The sequence below is a fragment of the Arthrobacter sp. Sr24 genome (assembly GCF_054511175.1).
Map to the genome: position 1 here is coordinate 66,165 of NZ_JBTNDB010000019.1, position 15,722 is coordinate 81,886.

At 57.6% G+C, this 15,722-nt stretch carries 21 protein-coding genes and 1 pseudogene; 2 read left to right on the plus strand and 20 right to left on the minus strand.

Annotated features, from left to right (window positions below; all coding sequences use genetic code 11):
* Nucleotides 1–10: 10 nt before the first annotated feature.
* From rplE to ACX80D_RS12880, 16 genes and pseudogenes are all read right to left on the minus strand, one after another.
* A complete protein-coding gene (gene rplE, locus ACX80D_RS12805; RefSeq protein WP_459323096.1) occupies nucleotides 11–595 on the minus strand; it encodes a 50S ribosomal protein L5 in 585 nt (194 codons plus the stop codon).
* The gene (gene rplX, locus ACX80D_RS12810; RefSeq protein WP_363843324.1) at nucleotides 592–954 is read right to left on the minus strand and encodes a 50S ribosomal protein L24; all 363 of its coding nucleotides are present in this window, start codon (nucleotides 952–954) and stop codon (nucleotides 592–594) included. The genes rplE and rplX overlap by 4 nt, the downstream gene beginning before the upstream one ends.
* Before the next feature lie 3 nt (nucleotides 955–957).
* Nucleotides 958–1,326 carry a 50S ribosomal protein L14 gene (gene rplN / locus ACX80D_RS12815; RefSeq protein ID WP_363843321.1) on the minus strand — a complete coding sequence of 123 codons (369 nt, stop codon included), beginning with the start codon at nucleotides 1,324–1,326 and terminating at the stop codon, nucleotides 958–960.
* Nucleotides 1,327–1,843: 517 nt separating this feature from the next.
* Nucleotides 1,844–2,074, minus strand: coding sequence for a 30S ribosomal protein S17 (rpsQ, locus tag ACX80D_RS12820; protein WP_062292996.1), 231 nt, complete (start codon nucleotides 2,072–2,074; stop codon nucleotides 1,844–1,846).
* A 62-nt stretch (nucleotides 2,075–2,136) separates the two neighbouring features.
* Nucleotides 2,137–2,460 (minus strand): 50S ribosomal protein L29, encoded by a 324-nt coding sequence (gene rpmC / locus ACX80D_RS12825; protein ID WP_459323098.1) that lies wholly within the window; start codon nucleotides 2,458–2,460, stop codon nucleotides 2,137–2,139.
* A gap of 2 nt (nucleotides 2,461–2,462) precedes the next feature.
* A complete protein-coding gene (rplP, locus tag ACX80D_RS12830) occupies nucleotides 2,463–2,879 on the minus strand; it encodes a 50S ribosomal protein L16 (protein ID WP_110483672.1) in 417 nt (138 codons plus the stop codon).
* Nucleotides 2,880–3,728, minus strand: a complete 849-nt coding sequence (gene rpsC / locus ACX80D_RS12835) for a 30S ribosomal protein S3 (protein ID WP_062286638.1) — start codon at nucleotides 3,726–3,728, stop codon at nucleotides 2,880–2,882.
* Nucleotides 3,729–4,094, minus strand: a complete 366-nt coding sequence (rplV, locus tag ACX80D_RS12840) for a 50S ribosomal protein L22 (protein ID WP_203312228.1) — start codon at nucleotides 4,092–4,094, stop codon at nucleotides 3,729–3,731. It abuts the gene before it with no gap.
* A gap of 38 nt (nucleotides 4,095–4,132) precedes the next feature.
* Nucleotides 4,133–4,414: a 30S ribosomal protein S19 gene (rpsS, locus tag ACX80D_RS12845; protein WP_459323101.1), complete on the minus strand. Its 282-nt coding sequence runs from the start codon at nucleotides 4,412–4,414 to the stop codon at nucleotides 4,133–4,135.
* A 12-nt stretch (nucleotides 4,415–4,426) separates the two neighbouring features.
* A complete protein-coding gene (gene rplB, locus ACX80D_RS12850) occupies nucleotides 4,427–5,266 on the minus strand; it encodes a 50S ribosomal protein L2 (protein ID WP_062286636.1) in 840 nt (279 codons plus the stop codon).
* Between the two features lie 30 nt (nucleotides 5,267–5,296).
* Entirely contained in the window at nucleotides 5,297–5,602 is a 306-nt protein-coding gene (gene rplW / locus ACX80D_RS12855; protein WP_038464693.1) for a 50S ribosomal protein L23, read from the minus strand.
* Nucleotides 5,599–5,820: a sunset domain-containing protein gene (locus ACX80D_RS12860; RefSeq protein WP_459323112.1), complete on the minus strand. Its 222-nt coding sequence runs from the start codon at nucleotides 5,818–5,820 to the stop codon at nucleotides 5,599–5,601. The genes rplW and ACX80D_RS12860 overlap by 4 nt, the downstream gene beginning before the upstream one ends.
* Nucleotides 5,806–6,435: pseudogene (rplD, locus tag ACX80D_RS12865) on the minus strand (50S ribosomal protein L4); the annotation flags it as partial. The pseudogene rplD and the gene ACX80D_RS12860, both read right to left, overlap by 15 nt.
* Before the next feature lie 4 nt (nucleotides 6,436–6,439).
* Complete coding sequence (rplC, locus tag ACX80D_RS12870) at nucleotides 6,440–7,090, minus strand: 50S ribosomal protein L3 (protein WP_459323102.1); 651 nt, start codon at nucleotides 7,088–7,090, stop codon at nucleotides 6,440–6,442.
* 17 nt (nucleotides 7,091–7,107) lie between these two features.
* Entirely contained in the window at nucleotides 7,108–7,416 is a 309-nt protein-coding gene (rpsJ, locus tag ACX80D_RS12875) for a 30S ribosomal protein S10 (protein ID WP_038464699.1), read from the minus strand.
* 708 nt (nucleotides 7,417–8,124) lie between these two features.
* Complete coding sequence (locus tag ACX80D_RS12880) at nucleotides 8,125–8,835, minus strand: hypothetical protein (protein WP_459323103.1); 711 nt, start codon at nucleotides 8,833–8,835, stop codon at nucleotides 8,125–8,127.
* A gap of 363 nt (nucleotides 8,836–9,198) precedes the next feature.
* Between ACX80D_RS12880 and ACX80D_RS12885 the strand changes: the two genes are divergently transcribed.
* Nucleotides 9,199–9,420 (plus strand): hypothetical protein, encoded by a 222-nt coding sequence (locus ACX80D_RS12885; RefSeq protein ID WP_459323105.1) that lies wholly within the window; start codon nucleotides 9,199–9,201, stop codon nucleotides 9,418–9,420.
* Nucleotides 9,421–9,807: 387 nt separating this feature from the next.
* Nucleotides 9,808–9,972: a hypothetical protein gene (locus tag ACX80D_RS12890; RefSeq protein WP_459323106.1), complete on the plus strand. Its 165-nt coding sequence runs from the start codon at nucleotides 9,808–9,810 to the stop codon at nucleotides 9,970–9,972.
* A gap of 126 nt (nucleotides 9,973–10,098) precedes the next feature.
* On the opposite strand, the gene tuf is transcribed toward ACX80D_RS12890, so the two are convergent.
* From tuf to rpsL, 4 genes are all read right to left on the minus strand, one after another.
* A complete protein-coding gene (gene tuf / locus ACX80D_RS12895) occupies nucleotides 10,099–11,289 on the minus strand; it encodes an elongation factor Tu (protein ID WP_062286627.1) in 1,191 nt (396 codons plus the stop codon).
* Nucleotides 11,290–11,448: 159 nt separating this feature from the next.
* Nucleotides 11,449–13,563, minus strand: coding sequence for an elongation factor G (gene fusA, locus ACX80D_RS12900; protein ID WP_459323109.1), 2,115 nt, complete (start codon nucleotides 13,561–13,563; stop codon nucleotides 11,449–11,451).
* A 72-nt stretch (nucleotides 13,564–13,635) separates the two neighbouring features.
* On the minus strand, nucleotides 13,636–14,106 hold the full coding sequence (gene rpsG, locus ACX80D_RS12905; protein ID WP_038464713.1) for a 30S ribosomal protein S7: 471 nt from the start codon (nucleotides 14,104–14,106) through the stop codon (nucleotides 13,636–13,638).
* A gap of 1 nt (nucleotide 14,107) precedes the next feature.
* On the minus strand, nucleotides 14,108–14,482 hold the full coding sequence (gene rpsL / locus ACX80D_RS12910; protein WP_038464715.1) for a 30S ribosomal protein S12: 375 nt from the start codon (nucleotides 14,480–14,482) through the stop codon (nucleotides 14,108–14,110).
* Between the last annotated feature and the right edge of the window lie 1,240 nt (nucleotides 14,483–15,722).

Sequence of the window (15,722 nt, forward strand, 5' to 3'; positions counted from 1 at the left end):
GTTACGTAGATTATTTATCTTCGGATTTAAACGGGAAGCCGAGTGCCTTGAGCAAGGAACGGCCTTCGTCATCGGTCTTGGCTGTGGTCACGACGGTGATGTCCATACCGCGGGGGCGGTCAATGGAATCCTGGTCGATCTCGTGGAACATAACCTGCTCGGTCAGACCGAAGGTGTAGTTGCCGTTGCCGTCAAACTGCTTGCCACTGAGGCCGCGGAAGTCGCGGATACGGGGCAGAGCCAGCGTGACCAAACGGTCCAGGAATTCCCACATACGGTCTCCACGGAGAGTCGTGTGGCAACCAATCGGCATGCCTTCGCGCAGCTTGAACTGAGCGATCGACTTGCGAGCCTTGGAAACCTGAGGCTTCTGGCCGGTGATGGCGGTGAGGTCGCGGACAGCGTGGTCGATGAGCTTGGAGTCCTTAGCGGCATCTCCAACACCCATGTTGACAACTACCTTGACCAAGCGCGGAACCTGGTTAACGTTTGAGTACTTGAACTCCTCAACCAAACCAGCCTTGATTTCCGCTGCGTAGCGGGCCTTCAGGCGAGGTGTGATCTTGGGTGTGTTCTCTGCTACTGCGGCGCTCATGCCAGATCCTTCCCCGAGGTCTTGGCAACGCGGATGCGTACTTCACGCTTGCGGCCATCGCGCTCAACGATTTCGGTGCGGTAACCAACGCGAGTCGGCTTCTTCGTGGACGGATCCACTACAGCAACGTTAGAGATGTGAATGGGTGCCTCGACGGTCTCGATGCCACCAGTGTTGGTGCCACGTTCGGTCTGGCCAGCCTTGGTGTGCTTGGTGACACGGTTTACGCCTTCAACCAACACGCGGTTGGTTTCGGTGTAGACCTTCAGGACCTTGCCCTGCTTGCCACGGTCGCCGCCACGCTCTGCCTTGGCGCCTGTGATGACCTGAACCAGGTCACCCTTCTTGATCTTTGCCATGTGTTACAGCACCTCCGGAGCCAACGAGATGATCTTCATGAACTTCTTGTCACGAAGTTCACGGCCAACCGGGCCGAAGATACGGGTACCGCGGGGGTCCCCGTCAGTCTTGAGAATGACAGCTGCATTCTCATCGAACTTAATGTAGGAACCATCCGCACGGCGGCGTTCCTTCTTGGTGCGAACGATGACAGCCTTGACGACGTCACCCTTCTTTACGTTACCGCCGGGGATTGCATCCTTGACGGTTGCGACAATGGTGTCGCCAATGCCTGCGTAGCGGCGCCCAGATCCACCGAGAACGCGGATGGTCAAGATTTCCTTGGCCCCCGTGTTGTCGGCGACCTTAAGCCGCGACTCCTGCTGAATCACTAGTATCTCCTGTTCGTCGCGCTGGTTCTTGAACACAAAGTATCTGTGCACAAGCCTTGCGGAACGTATTGTTCGGGATGTCTCTTGACGTGCCTGGATTTTGCCAAAACACGCCTAAACACTTCATGCCAGCTCCACTTTCCGTCCCGGGTTGTAGCGTGAAAATTCACGCTCCGGATGGCAGTTTGTAGTGGCACGAGGTATTTACGAGGAAATTGCGCACCGACTGACACTGCCGTAAACGGCGGCACAGAAAAGGCGCAGCAATAGACAAGCTTAGCACGGCGTCGCTACCACACCTTACGCCGCGGGCTAACCACATGCGTTACCTCGCCCACAAAGCCCCCACATCCTGCGGGGTTGCTCGGTGCGCTGGTGCCACCCCGATCCGGCCACGCCAGGTGCCGGCGTCGTGCATGAAAAAAGATGTCCTTTAAATAATGTTGGGCCCGTCGCCACAAGTGGCAACGGGCCCAACATTTTAGTTCACTCTCGTTAGCACAAAGCTAAAGATTGTTTACTTAGCCTTCTCGACGATCTCAACCAGGCGGAAACGCTTGGTTGCAGACAGCGGACGGGTCTCGCTGATGACGACCAGGTCGCCGATGCCGGCGCTGTTCTCTTCATCGTGGGCCTTGACCTTCTTGTTGCGGCGAAGAACCTTGCCGTAAAGCGCGTGCTTTACGCGGTCTTCAACCTCAACAACGATGGTCTTGTCCATCTTGTCGGAAACTACGTAACCGCGCATCTTCTTGCGCTCGTTACGTACGAGTGTCTCCGCGCCGTTTTCGGTGTTGTCTACAGAATCGCTCACTTGGCGTCCTCCTCTGTTGCTACAGCCTTCTTGGAGGCCTTCTTGGCTTCCTTGTCAGCCTTCTTGGAGGCCTTCTCCACAGGTGCGGCAGCGACGACGTCCGGGCGTATGCCCAGTTCGCGCTCACGCATGACTGTGTAGATACGGGCGATGTCGCGCTTTACAACACGCAAACGACCGTGGCTTTCCAGCTGTCCGGTTGCGGACTGGAAGCGCAGGTTGAACAGTTCTTCCTTAGCCTTACGGAGTTCTTCGACAAGACGTGCACTGTCGAACCCGTCAAGCTGTGCAGGGGCAAGTTCCTTGGAACCAATTGACATCTCTACTCACCACCTTCGCGACGCACAATGCGTGCTTTCAACGGCAGCTTGTGGATTGCCAGGCGCAATGCCTCGCGTGCTACCTCTTCTGATACACCGGAGAGTTCAAAGAGAACTCGGCCCGGCTTGACGTTTGCGATCCACCACTCGGGTGAACCCTTACCGGAACCCATGCGGGTTTCGGCAGGCTTCTTCGTCAAGGGACGGTCGGGGTAGATGTTGATCCACACCTTACCGCCGCGCTTGATGTGACGGGTCATGGCAATACGAGCAGACTCAATCTGACGGTTGGTGACGTAGGCCGGGGTAAGGGCCTGAATGCCCCACTCGCCGAACGAAACCGTGGTGCCGCCAGTAGCCTGACCCGAACGACCGGGGTGGTGCTGCTTACGATGCTTTACGCGACGTGGGATAAGCATTTACGCCTCTCCTCCTTCTACTGCCGGAGCCGCAACCTCTGCAGCTACAGGAGCCTCAACCGCGGCAGCTGCCTCGGTGCGCTCAGGACGGTCGTTACGACGACGGTCGCCACCGGCGCGGGGACCGCGGGCTCCGCGGTCATCGCCGTCACGACGCGGGCCACGGCCACGAGCAGGAGCAGCAGCTGCCTGAGCAGCCAGTTCCTTGGACGTGACATCGCCCTTGTAGATCCAGACCTTGACACCAATACGGCCGAACACGGTCTTGGCTTCGAAGAAGCCGTAATCGATGTTGGCACGCAGGGTGTGCAGGGGCACACGACCTTCGCGGTAGAACTCGGTGCGTGACATTTCAGCGCCACCCAAGCGACCAGCACAAGCGACACGGATGCCCTTGACGCTGCCAGTGCGCTGTGCGGACTGCATGGCCTTCTTCATTGCGCGGCGGAATGCCACACGTGAAGTCAGCTGCTCTGCGATGCCCTGGGCAACGAGCTGAGCATCAGCTTCCGGGTTCTTGACTTCCAAGATGTTCAGCTGAACCTGCTTGCCGGTGAGCTTTTCGAGCTCGCCGCGGATGCGGTCTGCTTCTGCTCCACGACGACCGATAACGATACCGGGGCGTGCGGTGTGGATATCCACACGTACACGGTCACGGGTGCGCTCGATCTCAACCTTGGAAATACCGGCGCGGTCCATGCCCGTGGACATGAGTGCGCGAATCTGGATGTCTTCTTTTACGAAGTCCTTGTAACGCTGACCGGGCTTGTTGCTGTCCGCGAACCAATGTGAACGGTGGTCCGTGGTGATCCCGAGACGGAATCCGTGCGGGTTTACTTTCTGTCCCACTTAGCGAACCTCCTCTTTCTCGGGTGTAGCGACAACCACGGTGACGTGGCTGGTGCGCTTCTTGATCTGGAATGCACGGCCCTGTGCTCGCGGCTGGAACCGCTTCATGGTGGGGCCTTCATCAACGAAGATTTCGCTAATGTACAGATCATTTTCGTTGAACGCGATGCTGTCGCGATCAGCCAGAACGCGGGCGTTAGCCACTGCGGACTGGACTACCTTGAAGACCGGCTCCGAAGCTGCCTGTGGGGCAAACTTCAAAATCGCCAATGCCTCATTCGCCTGCTTGCCACGAATCAGGTTGACGACGCGCCGGGCCTTCATAGGCGTTACGCGCAGATGACGCGCACTTGCCTTGGCTTCCATTGCTATCTCTCTCTCGTCTTTGCCGTAATGACAAGCGCCTAGCGGCGCTTGCCCTTACGGTCGTCCTTGACATGGCCGCGGAAAGTCCGCGTTGCGGCGAATTCGCCGAGCTTGTGCCCGACCATCGACTCAGTGACAAACACGGGGATGTGCTTGCGACCATCGTGCACGGCGATCGTGTGACCCAACATATCGGGGACGATCATCGAGCGGCGGGACCAGGTCTTAATTACGTTCTTGGTTCCGTTTTCGTTCTCCCGAGCTACCTTTACAAAGAGGTGCTGGTCAACGAAGGGACCCTTCTTCAGGCTACGTGGCATGTCTCCAGGCTCCTATCGCTTGTTCTTGCCAGTACGGCGGCGACGAACAATCAGCTTGTCGCTCTCTTTGTTGGGACGGCGGGTGCGGCCTTCGCGCTTACCGTTCGGGTTAACCGGGTGACGTCCACCGGAAGTCTTACCCTCACCACCACCATGCGGGTGATCGACCGGGTTCATGACAACACCGCGGACGGTCGGGCGTACGCCCTTCCAGCGCATACGGCCAGCCTTACCCCAGTTGATGTTGGACTGCTCAGCGTTACCAACTTCGCCGATGGTCGCGCGGCAGCGCGCATCAACGTTGCGGATTTCGCCGGAGGGCAGACGCAGCTGGGCGAACTTGCCTTCCTTGGCGACGAGCTGAACCGAGGCACCAGCTGAACGAGCCATCTTGGCACCGCCACCGGGACGCAGCTCCACAGCGTGGATAACAGTACCCACGGGGATGTTGCGCAACGGAAGGTTGTTGCCAGGCTTGATATCAGCTTCCGGACCGGCTTCTACGAAGTCGCCCTGCTTGAGCTTGTTCGGTGCAACGATGTAACGCTTGGTTCCATCAACGTAGTGCAGGAGGGCAATGCGTGCGGTGCGGTTGGGATCGTATTCGATCTCAGCAACGCGTGCGTTTACGCCATCCTTGTCGTGACGACGGAAGTCAATCAAGCGGTACTGGCGCTTGTGGCCACCACCCTTGTGACGAGTCGTGATGCGACCGGTGTTGTTACGGCCACCCTTTTTGGGCAGAGGACGGACCAGAGACTTCTCCGGCGTCGACCGCGTGATTTCTGTGAAGTCGGCAACGCTCGAGCCACGACGGCCCGGGGTTGTCGGCTTGTATTTACGGATTCCCATAGTATATTTCCTCGTTAAAGTGGTCTCCGCTTATGAAAGCGGACCGCCGAAGATGTCGATCGTGCCCTCGCGAAGGGAGACAATTGCGCGCTTGGTGTTCTTGCGCTGTCCCCATCCGAACTTGGTGCGCTTACGCTTACCAGCACGATTGATGGTGTTGATCGAGTCGACCTTGACGGAGAAGATTTTCTCCACGGCCAGCTTGATCTCGGTCTTGTTCGAGCGGGGATCAACCAAGAAGGTGTACTTACCTTCGTCGATCAAGCCGTAGCTCTTTTCCGAGACGACGGGTGCAAGCACTACGTCGCGCGGATCCTTGATGGTAACGGCGCTCACTTGCCGTCCTCCTTAATGGTCTGGGCAGCTTCGCCGCCGGCGGGAACAAAGCCTGCGGCTTTGGCGTCCTCAACCGTGGTGAACCAAACTTCAGCCTCAGTGGCGTCATACCAGCGTGAACCAGGCACGTGGTACTTCATGGAGTCCTTGTTGCCCTTGATGGTGCCTTCAGCCTCATCGTTGGAATCTTCGGAAACCAGGTCTTCAACCAACAGCATGCTCGAAGCGAAAGCTTCAGAAGCGGCACGGCCGGAAACGAAAACGTCGTATGCAGCCTGAGTGAAGACGATGTCATCAGAAACGAGTACGTCGTAGGTGTTGAGCTGGTCAACATAGAGAACGTGCAAGTTGGTGATGTTACGTACGCTCAGTGCAGTGGCGTCGTTGGCGCGCTCAATGACAACGAGCAAGTTCTTGCGCGTTGTAACGGCGGCCAAAACAGCCTTTGCAGCCTTGGTGGACGGCGTGGTGCCGGAAACCAATTCAGAGATTACGTGGATACGGCCGTTGCGTGCGCGGTCAGACAGGGCGCCGCGGAGAGCAGCAGCCTTCATCTTCTTGGGCGTACGCTGGCTGTAATCGCGAGGGGTCGGACCGTGGACAACGCCACCGCCGGTCATGTGAGGGGCGCGGATAGAACCCTGACGGGCGCGGCCGGTACCCTTCTGTGCATGCGGCTTACGGCCAGCACCAGAAACTTCGGCGCGGGTCTTGGTCTTGTGAGTACCCTGACGGGCGGCAGCAAGCTGAGCTACGACAACCTGGTGCAACAAGGGCACGTTGGTCTGAACGTCGAAGATTTCAGCAGGCAGATCTACTTTGACAGTAGTCATTTACTTATGCTCCCTTCACGGCGGTGCGTACCAGGACGACCGAGCCGCGGGCGCCGGGAACGGCACCCTTGATCAGCAGTAGAGACTTCTCAGCGTCAACACCGTGAACCGTGAGGTTCATGGTCGTTACGCGCTCAGCACCCATACGGCCTGCCATCTTCATTCCCTTGAAAACACGGCCAGGGGTGGACGCGCCTCCGATGGAACCGGGCTTACGGTGGTTCTTGTGAGCACCGTGAGAGGCCGGGGCGCCATGGAAGCCGTGACGCTTCATAACACCGGCGAAGCCCTTACCCTTTGAAGTACCGACGACGTCGACCTTCTGGCCGGCTTCGAAGATCTCAACGGAGAGCTCCTGGCCGAGGGTGTAGGTGTCGGCGTCTGCAGTGCGCAGCTCGACGACGTGGCGGCGGGGGGTGACACCAGCCTTCTCGAAGTGACCAGCCAGCGGCTTGGTGACCTTACGAGGATCGATCTGGCCGTAGCCGATCTGAACAGCGGTGTAGCCATCAACTTCTGCGTTGCGCAGCTGAGTGATGACATTGGAATCGGCCTGGACAACAGTTACGGGAACAAGCAAGTTGTTCTCGTCCCAGACCTGGGTCATGCCGAGCTTCGTGCCCAGGATGCCCTTAGTGTTTCGGGTCGCGGTCATAGTTTCTCAGCACCTCCCTACAGTTTGATTTCGATGTTCACGTCGGCCGGCAGGTCGAGACGCATGAGCGAATCAACTGCCTTGGGCGTGGGATCAATGATGTCGATTAGACGCTTGTGCGTGCGCATTTCAAAGTGCTCGCGGCTGTCCTTGTACTTGTGAGGCGAACGAATTACGCAGTAAATGTTCTTCTCGGTGGGCAGCGGCACGGGGCCTACTACCGTTGCGCCTGCGCGCGTGACCGTCTCAACGATCTTCCGGGCTGAAACATCAATAACCTCGTGGTCATATGACTTCAGCCGGATGCGGATTTTTTGTCCCGCCATGGCGTCGTGACTCTCTTTCCTGTAACGAAGCAACCTGTAGAAGCGATGCTGTTGACGTAAACGCTGTTTACTTTTCCGGGTCAATCTGTGGCACTCACAGCCACGCTCACAAATGAACTGAATCCGAATAAATCCGGGTTCCTCAATCCATCGGAGCTCCGCCCCCCGCGGTCGGGCGTGTCGCGAATAATTCGCGCACGTACCCACACCATTTATGTGGAGGGCTTGTCATGTTTGGGCTTTAGCTTGGACCCTGCATCGAGCATTATCTCGACCGGGACACGAAAAGGCACTTGAACAACTCAATAAGTATGCCGGATTCTGGCGCCAAACACCAATCGGTGATGGAGTTAGCTCCGCCACAACTTACCCAGTGCGGCCCGCCGATCGGCTCACAGAACGGCTCAGTTCAAGTATCCGACTCCGTCCCTGTGATGAACGTCTCCACTATTGCCGTCTGGGCTATTGCTGTCCGGACCTGTGCCTGAATCCGTATCTGGACCCGAATCTGGACCCGTATCAGGACCCGGGTGGGCACATGGGTGGGCGCCGTTAGCTAGGTGGGTCTGCGCGTACCCTCCGATAGGAAGTGCAGGAGGGAACGTCGTCGTACGGGGTTTGGCGCTGGGTATGGGGTCTGGCTTCTCCCGGTTCAAACGGCAGATGGCAGATGGCAGTCAAGGCTAGGGCCAGGATCGCCAGCATCAGCTAAGTAAAGCCGCATAAATACCAGAGCACGGCCGTCGCCACACCGAGCGCACCCCATATCGTGAAGACCCGCTCAGCGAGATTCATTCCCACGGCAACCATGAGCATATTTCTGCCCGCAATCAACAGACGTCGCAGGTAGCGAATCAAGGCCATTACTCCCCCAGCAGCGGCGCACCATAGGACTGCCCAGAACGGGCTCAGGTAGATGTGGACCGGGCGGGCGATGAACCGCGCGAGTGTTCTTGCAAACACCGCGACATCGGCCAATATCCACCGTGCAGGCTCGGATGCCTCCACGCTGCTCAAACCCGCCACGATGGTGAAGCACCAGCGACATAGATGATCGTGTCCACGTGCGCCATGCTCCAGTTTGCAAAGATCATGCCGCCAGCCAGAAGGAACGGATACGAGGGCGCTGCGAGGGGCCGCCGACTGCCCTGCCGCATACAACGGGAGGAGACGGAGCAGGTACAACACGCCCATGACCACCAGGAAGCCGGCCACGGCGGAGACACCGGGGTGAGCCGTTAGCCCGAGAGTCTGGAACCGAACCAGGACGGCAGCCGCAACGACCAGCACTGCACCAGGCAACGTCAAAGCTGTGCGTTTAATGCGGTGTGCTCCAAGAATTAGCGCCATTGCGGCCACCAGCCACATGCTCGCATGGATGCCGCTGCCCGCATCACCGTCAACCGGACTTGCTGTCACCAGGGAGGCGGCAGTGACTACCAGCCAGTATCAGCGCATCTCAGCAGTGCCGGGACGTATCCAGTACCACGCACCGACAGCCACGCTCAGGACCAGCAGAAGCAGTACGGTGGCACGGGCCACATCACGGGAGCAACGACGCCGGCTCCACCCATGACAGCAACTGACGCCATGTAGGAGGCGCCACGCAGAAACAATAAGCGCTGTTTTTACAGGTTGAGCCGAAATCACCGCGGCGAGAACAGCTCCTGCCGGCAAAGCTGTCGCGAGAAGCCTGGCTGCTACAAGCGCGATGCCTTGATGAGGCCAGAGGTCGTAGTGATGTATCGGAAGAACGCATAATCCAAAGGCAGCAACCTTGACGTGGCAGGCGATCTAGAAAATATCCACCATGCTTCCGGTGTGACGCTGCAGGCAAATTCAGTTGCCTGCTCTGAAACCAATCTGGTTGACTTTGACGCAAGAGGTGCCTCGCTGAAGGTTGGTGGCGGCGCCGAAACTTCGATCAATGCCGCAACGTTCCACAAGTCACCCTTTGACGCTAATGACCAGAGCATCACAGGTGAAATACATGTCCGATCATAAGGTTCACACGTTGACCGTACTTTGCCGCAATCACTGGCAAGGCCTCAAATAACGACGCACGAATTCGATACCGGGCTAGCCCTAAAAGTTCTATTGCATGACGGCGCGAGGCCCATCGAGGAGTCAAGCGCCGGACCCCTCAGCCACCGAAGACCTCTTGGTTCTGCTGGCTTGGGCACAGGGCATGGCACAGGGCATGGCACAGGGCATGGCACACAGCACACGGCACACGGCACACGGCACAGCATTAGGTACAAGAGTTTGGCACCGTTGAAGAAGCCAGGGCAATATCAGCAGTCCTGGCAAACAAGGCTACGCGTACGCTGTCACCTTCGCGGATGCCCATTCAATCCCCGAAGGGCCACCCTCATCGCCATATTAGTTGGCGTGGGCGTCTTTGCAGGGATCATCCTCTTGGCGGTCGACTTGGCGTTCGACGCCGGCCAGTCTCAGGACATTGAGCTGGTGCAGCAACTTGTAGACGGCATAGCCCAGAGCGAAGGCTATGATCCCACTCAAAACACCGGCACCAACATTGGTGCCGGTCTTTAGTTGCACCAGCCCAAGGTGCCTATGGCTGCAAAAGGCGCGTGACGGCGTCGAACATTTATGTGTAAACCAAAGAAGGGCCCCAGCCGAAGCTGGAGCCCTTCTTTTATAGATCTAAGTAATCAAAAATTACTTGATGATCTTGGTGACACGACCTGAACCAACGGTGCGGCCGCCTTCGCGGATAGCGAAGCCGAGGCCCTCTTCCATGGCGATCGGCTGGATCAGCGCGACAGTCATTTCGGTGTTGTCGCCAGGCATAACCATTTCCGTGCCCTCAGGCAAGGTGATGACGCCGGTAACATCCGTGGTGCGGAAGTAGAACTGCGGGCGGTAGTTGGAGTAGAACGGGTTGTGACGACCGCCCTCATCCTTGGCCAAGATGTAGACGTTGGCTTCGAAATCGGTGTGCGGGGTAATGGAACCCGGCTTCACGATAACCTGGCCACGCTCTACGTCTTCGCGCTTGATGCCGCGGAGCAGCAGACCACAGTTCTCGCCGGCCCAAGCCTCGTCGAGCTGCTTGTGGAACATTTCGATACCGGTAACCGTGGTCTTCTGGACCGGGCGGATACCAACAATCTCAACCTCAGAGTTGATGCCCAAGGTGCCACGCTCGGCGCGGCCCGTAACAACGGTGCCACGACCGGTGATGGTGAAGACATCTTCAACCGGCATCAAGAACGGCTTGTCCTTGTCGCGGATGGGGTCAGGAACGTTGTTGTCAACGGCTTCCATCAGGTCCTCAACGGACTTGACCCATACAGGGTCGCCTTCCAGAGCCTTCAGGCCGGAAACGCGGACAACAGGTGCCTCGTCGCCGTCGAAGCCCTGTGAGGAGAGCAGTTCGCGAACTTCCATTTCGACCAAGTCGAGGAGTTCTTCGTCGTCAACCATGTCGGACTTGTTCAGTGCGACCAGCAGGTAGGGAACGCCAACCTGGCGGGCCAACAGAACGTGCTCGCGAGTCTGAGCCATCGGGCCGTCAGTTGCAGCAACTACCAAGATAGCGCCGTCCATCTGAGCAGCACCGGTGATCATGTTCTTGATGTAGTCAGCGTGACCGGGGGCGTCTACGTGTGCGTAGTGGCGCTTCTCGGTCTGGTACTCAACGTGGGAGATGTTGATCGTGATACCACGCTGGCGCTCTTCCGGCGCCGAGTCGATGGAGCTGAAATCACGCTGCTCGTTGAGATCCGGGTACTTGTCGTACAGTACCTTGGAAATGGCAGCAGTCAACGTGGTCTTACCATGGTCAACGTGACCGATGGTGCCGATGTTAACGTGCGGCTTGGTCCGCTCGAACTTTGCCTTTGCCACAGGTTCCTCCTAGAAACATTTAGAAAACTTACTCTCAGCGACGCTGTTCGCCGCTGAAATCAAAATAAGTCTACTGGGGGCTTTTGATATTTAAGAAATTGCTTGATGTTTGGGTCTGTTCCAACCTAGGGCCGGAACAGACCCAAACAAAGATTGCGACTACTCGCCGCGGGCCTTCTGGATGATCTCGTCGGCAACAGCCTTCGGAACCTCAGAGTAGCTGTCGAACTTCATCGAGTACACGGCACGACCCTGGGTCTTGGACCGCAGGTCACCGATGTAACCGAACATGCCGGACAAAGGAACCAGGGCCTTGATGACCTTGACGCCGCTGGCATCCTCCATGGACTGCATCTGGCCACGACGTGAGTTGATGTCACCGATTACTTCACCCATGTATTCCTCAGGGGTGCGGACTTCAACTTCCATCAACGGTTCAAGCAGAATCGGGTTAGCCATCCGGGCAGCTTCCTTGAACGCCATACGTCCGGCGATCTTGAAGGCCATTTCGGAAGAGTCAACATCGTGGGACGCGCCGTCAAGCAGCGTAGCCTTGATGCCAACCATCGGGTAACCGGCCAGCACGCCGTCAGGCAATGCAGACTGGATGCCCTGGTCAACGCTGGGGATGTATTCACGAGGAACACGGCCACCGGAGACCTTGTTGCTGAACTCGTACATTTCACCTTCGGCAGTATCCAAAGGCTCAATGGCGATCTGGATCTTGGCGAACTGACCTGAACCACCGGTCTGCTTCTTGTGCGTGTAGTCATGCTTAGCAACGGCGCGCTTAATGGTTTCGCGGTAAGCAACCTGCGGCTTGCCAACGTTAGCTTCAACGTTGAATTCGCGACGCATGCGGTCCACAAGGATGTCCAAGTGAAGCTCGCCCATGCCGCCGATTTCGGTCTGACCGGTGTCTTCGTTGAGGTTGACGGTGAACGTCGGGTCCTCAGCGGAGAGCTTCTGGATAGCCGTAGACAGCTTCTCCTGGTCACCCTTGGTCTTCGGCTCAATGGCAACGAAGATCACGGGAGCGGGGAAGGTCATCGATTCCAGAACAACCTGGTTGGCCGGATCGCACAAGGTGTCACCGGTTGTGGTGTCCTTGAGGCCGATCACTGCGTAGATGTGGCCGGCGTGAATCTCTTCGACCGGCATTTCCTTATTGGCGTGCATCTGGAAGAGCTTGCCAATACGCTCTTTTTTGCCCTTAGTCGAGTTCATCAACTGTGTACCGGAGACCGCACGGCCGGAGTACACGCGAATGAAGTTCAACTGGCCAAAGAACGGGTGCGTTGCGATTTTGAAAGCCAAAGCCGAGAACGGCTCTGTCTCACTCGGCTCGCGCTTGATCTCGATGGACTCGTCGCGGGGATCGTGACCGATCATGGCGCCAACATCCAGCGGGTTCGGCAGGTAGTCGATGACAGCATCGAGCATCGGCTGAACGCCGCGGTTCTTGAATGCAGAACCACAGAACACCGGGTAGATCTCGGAGTTGACCGTCAGCTTGCGAATGCCAGCCTTCAGTTCCTCGATGGAGGGCTCTTCGCCCTCGAGGTACTTCTCCATGAGTTCTTCGGAGGACTCGGCAGCGGCCTCAACGAGGGCTGCGCGGTACTCTTCAGCCTTTTCCTGCAGATCCGCAGGGATCTCCTGGACTTCGTAGGCGGCACCCATGGTGACATCACCCTTTGAGTCACCGGCCCAGACAAAGGCCTTCATGGTCAGCAAGTCGACGACGCCGGTGAATTCGCTCTCGACACCGATCGGCAGCTGCATAACCAACGGCTTTGCACCGAGGCGGTTGATGATGGTGTCTACCGTGAAGTAGAAGTCAGCACCGAGCTTGTCCATCTTGTTGACGAAGCAGATACGCGGAACGTTGTACTTGTCAGCCTGACGCCAAACGGTCTCAGACTGGGGCTCAACGCCTTCCTTGCCGTCAAAGACAGCAACTGCGCCGTCGAGCACGCGAAGGGAGCGCTCAACCTCGACAGTGAAGTCAACGTGGCCAGGGGTGTCAATGATGTTGATCTGGTTGTTGTTCCAGAAGCAGGTCACGGCGGCGCTCGTGATGGTGATGCCGCGTTCCTTTTCCTGTTCCATCCAGTCGGTCGTCGAAGCACCGTCGTGGGTTTCGCCGATCTTGTGGTTCACACCCGTGTAGAACAGGATGCGCTCAGTCGTAGTGGTCTTGCCAGCATCGATGTGAGCCATGATGCCGATGTTGCGGACCTTATTAAGGTCTGTAAGCACGTCCTGTGCCACGGTTTCTCCCTTTGTCTAAAGATGAGCTGAAGGCTGCCGGCGGGGTTGCCGCCGGCAGCCTCATAACTCTAGTTACCAGCGGTAATGGGCGAAGGCCTTGTTGGACTCTGCCATCTTGTGGGTATCTTCGCGACGCTTTACAGCGGCACCAAGACCATTGGAGGCATCCAGAACTTCGTTGCGCAAGCGCTCGGTCATGGTCTTCTCGCGGCGAGCCTTCGAGTAACCAACCAACCAACGAAGAGCAAGAGCGGTCTGGCGACCGGGCTTGACTTCAACGGGAACCTGGTAGGTGGCGCCACCAACGCGGCGGGACTTAACCTCAAGGCTCGGCTTGATGTTCTCCATGGCCTTCTTCAAGGCAACAACGGGATCAGCGCCGGTCTTCTCGCGTACACCTTCGAGTGCGCCGTAAACGATGCGCTCTGCAGTGGACTTCTTACCGTCTACCAGAACCTTGTTGATCAGCTGAGTGACCAAGGGGGAGCCGTATACGGGATCTACAACTAGCGGCCGCTTGGGGGCCGGACCCTTACGAGGCATATTACTTCTTCTCCATCTTTGCACCGTAGCGGCTACGAGCCTGCTTGCGGTTCTTAACGCCCTGGGTATCCAATGCGCCACGGACGATCTTGTAACGAACACCGGGAAGGTCCTTAACACGGCCTCCGCGGACGAGCACGATGGAGTGCTCCTGGAGGTTGTGACCTACACCGGGGATGTAAGCAGTAACTTCCACGCCGCCGTTGAGGCGCACACGTGCAACCTTACGCAGAGCCGAGTTCGGCTTCTTAGGAGTGGTTGTGTAAACGCGCGTGCAAACGCCGCGACGCATGGGGCTACCCTTCAATGCGGGAGCCTTGGTCTTTGTGACCTTGGGTGTCCGGCCCTTTCGGACCAGCTGGTTAATCGTAGGCACTTTCGTGTTCTCCGTTGTTTTCTCGAGTGGATTCTCGTGTTGCTGGCCCCGACGCTCACTTATAACAGCCGCCGGGGAAAGCCTTTTTACTGGTAGTCGCAAACTTGGCGACTTCACAGCGCCTAGGCATGCAAAAATGTGGCATTCGCTGTACAAGAACCGTACAACCCGGACCTGCATGCACAATCTTCGCCGAAGCTAAAAAATACACGCTCTTATCCACTGCCACACTAACAATTACTAATTACGTTACCACGGGTTAAGCCATGCTCTGAAATCGGTGTAGATCTGGCGCCGTGATGCAGCCCAACTTTCCCTTGGCATCTCACTCCCCCAGGATCATTCCCCCCTAGGCCCCGCTCAGGAGTATCCGGCAGATGCAAGATAGGCCGTGTCACCTGCTGTTCAGGTCCTTGAAGATGGCAGAGCCCAGGGACCAGCATTGCGTGTGTCAACGTCACTACCGGCGGCCAGGACTTTTCGCAGTTGGAAGAGAAGCGAAGAAGGCCATTTTGGCTCGCCTACCAGTGCTGGGCCCCATCTCATACCTACTTTTTACCCATGCCTCTACGCTGCTGACTTCCTCTACGAGCGGCTCGTTCAAATGTTGGCGAAGCAGGGGGTACACACCTGGGTGGGCTTTAAGGAACAGGGTCCCAACAGCGCGTTACGACCTTTGCAGCGCTACACGCTTGTGGTCATCGTCTTAGGTGATTCTCGGGGGTTCATGATCCGGTTGCCGTGGGAATATGAGCATTTGGTGGGCGTCGATCCAGAGACCGAATCCGTTGCAGATGCCATTCGAGCCTCCGCCTCAATTCCGTTCTTCTTCCGCCCCGCACCATGGCCGTCAAAGCTGCTCTATCTGGGCGTCACCATATCGTCTGCGTGGCTGGCGGCATGCTCTGCAACTTCCCGAGGGCCAGCTTTGACCGCCATGACGGCATTCCTTCACGCTCGCCCACCCTGGGGGGTCAGCCTCCCTGTCACAGCACCATCCGCAAGCGTCCTCGTGGAGCAGTGTTGTGGACAACACTACTTACCCCTCAACTGACTTCAAACTGGCCCTTCACGACAAACTCGCCATGTATAGCGAGGGCCACTACTCCATGTAGCGATGGGATAGCGTTCCAAAAAAACACACCAATGGTGCGCTAGCGTTGTTAAAGTACGACGGCGGGGGGGGGGGGGGGGGGGTGATTTCTCCCCCCCCCTCTCCCTCCCTCTTTTTCCTCTTCTT